We start from the raw sequence: 2056 nt of genomic DNA on the forward strand, positions 1-2056 counted from the left end.
GAAAGGTTTCGTACAGTGCGGTGTAAGTGACGGCCTGCCAGGCTTCTCGGTTCCAGACTCCACTGGCAAGATCATCGGCATCGACGCTGACGTCTGCCGCGCTGTGGCCGCTGCCGTTTTCGGCGATGCGACCAAAGTCAAATTCAGCCAGTTGAACGCCAAAGAGCGCTTCACCGCGCTGCAGTCCGGCGAAATCGACGTGCTGTCGCGTAACACCACCTGGACCAGCTCGCGCGATTCGGGCATGGGTCTGGTGTTTGCCGGCGTAACGTACTACGACGGCATCGGCTTCCTGGTGAACAACAAACTGGGTGTGAAGAGCGCTAAAGAGCTCGACGGCGCCACCATCTGCATTCAAGCCGGTACCACCACCGAGCTGAACGTTTCCGACTATTTTCGCGGCAACGGTCTGAAATACACCCCGATCACCTTCGACACCTCCGATGAAAGCGCCAAGTCGCTGGAATCCGGTCGTTGCGACGTGCTGACCTCCGACAAATCCCAGCTCTACGCACAACGCAGCAAGTTGGCGACCCCGACCGACTACGTCGTTCTGCCGGAAACCATCTCCAAGGAGCCTCTGGGCCCGGTCGTGCGTAAAGGCGACGAAGAGTGGTTCAGCATCGTCAAGTGGACCCTGTTCGCGATGCTCAACGCTGAAGAAATGGGCATCACCCAGAAAAACGTTGAAGCTGAAGCCCAAGCCACCAAGAACCCGGACGTTGCTCGTCTGCTGGGCGCTGATGGTGAATACGGCAAAGACCTGAAAGTGAAGAAAGACTGGGTCGTTCAGATCGTCAAGCAAGTAGGTAACTACGGTGAAGTGTTCGAGAAAAACCTCGGCAAGGGCACTCCACTGGCCATTGACCGCGGGCTGAACGCTCTGTGGAACAACGGCGGCATTCAATACGCACCACCAGTGCGCTGATGGTTCTATCACCCGGTGGGCCAACCGCCGGGTGATGTTCTGTTCCATTATTTGCGGGGCACTTCATGCAAAATTCAATCGGCGCACCAAAGCAGAGGCTCAGCCTCAGCGATCCGAAAGTGCGTGCGTGGCTATTTCAGATCATCACCATTGTGGCGGTGGTCTCGATGGGCTGGTATCTGTTCGATAACACACAGACCAACCTTCAGCACCGGGGCATTACCTCCGGCTTCAGCTTTCTGGAGCGCAGTGCCGGTTTCGGCATCGCTCAACACCTGATCGACTACACCGAATCGGACAGTTATGCCCGGGTGTTTGTCATCGGCTTGCTCAACACGCTGCTGGTGACTTTCATCGGCGTGATCCTGGCGACGATCCTCGGGTTCATCGTCGGTGTGTCACGGCTGTCGAAGAACTGGATCATTGCCAAACTGGCGACTGTTTATGTGGAAGTCTTCCGCAACATTCCGCCGCTGCTGCAAATCCTGTTCTGGTACTTCGCGGTGTTCCTGACCATGCCAGGGCCACGCAACAGCCATAACTTCGGCGACACCTTCTTCGTCAGCAGCCGCGGCCTGAATATGCCCGCAGCGTTGGCGGCGGACGGTTTCTGGCCGTTTGTGGTCAGCGTCGTCGTGGCCATCGTCGCCATCGTGCTGATGTGCCGCTGGGCCAACAAACGCTTCGAAGCCACCGGCGTTCCGTTCCGCAAGTTCTGGACCGGCCTGGCGCTGTTGCTGGTGATCCCGGCGCTGTGTGCGCTGATCTTCGGCGCCCCCGTGCATTGGGAAATGCCGGAGCTCAAGGGCTTCAACTTCGTCGGTGGCTGGGTGCTGATCCCTGAACTGCTGGCGCTGACCCTGGCCCTGACCGTGTACACCGCGGCGTTCATCGCCGAGATCGTGCGTTCGGGCATCAAGTCGGTCAGCCACGGCCAGACCGAAGCGGCGCACTCGTTGGGTTTGCGCAACGGTCCGACGCTGCGCAAGGTGATCATCCCGCAAGCCCTGCGCGTGATCATTCCACCGCTGACCAGCCAATACCTGAACCTGGCGAAGAACTCCTCGTTGGCGGCCGGTATCGGTTATCCGGAAATGGTCTCGTTGTTTGCCGGTACGGTGCTGAACC

General features: G+C 58.7%; 2 protein-coding genes. Both read left to right on the forward strand.

Annotation, left to right across the window (positions count from 1 at the left end):
- A partial coding sequence (locus QK293_RS27310; protein WP_282383425.1) for an amino acid ABC transporter substrate-binding protein occupies positions 1-928 on the forward strand: 928 nt, incomplete at its 5' end.
- A 65-nt stretch (positions 929-993) separates the two neighbouring features.
- Positions 994-2056 (forward strand): amino acid ABC transporter permease (locus QK293_RS27315; protein ID WP_282383427.1); only part of this gene is annotated, 1063 nt, incomplete at its 3' end.

Origin of the sequence: Pseudomonas sp. AL03, assembly GCF_029960815.1 — a bacterium.
Taxonomy (GTDB): domain Bacteria; phylum Pseudomonadota; class Gammaproteobacteria; order Pseudomonadales; family Pseudomonadaceae; genus Aquipseudomonas.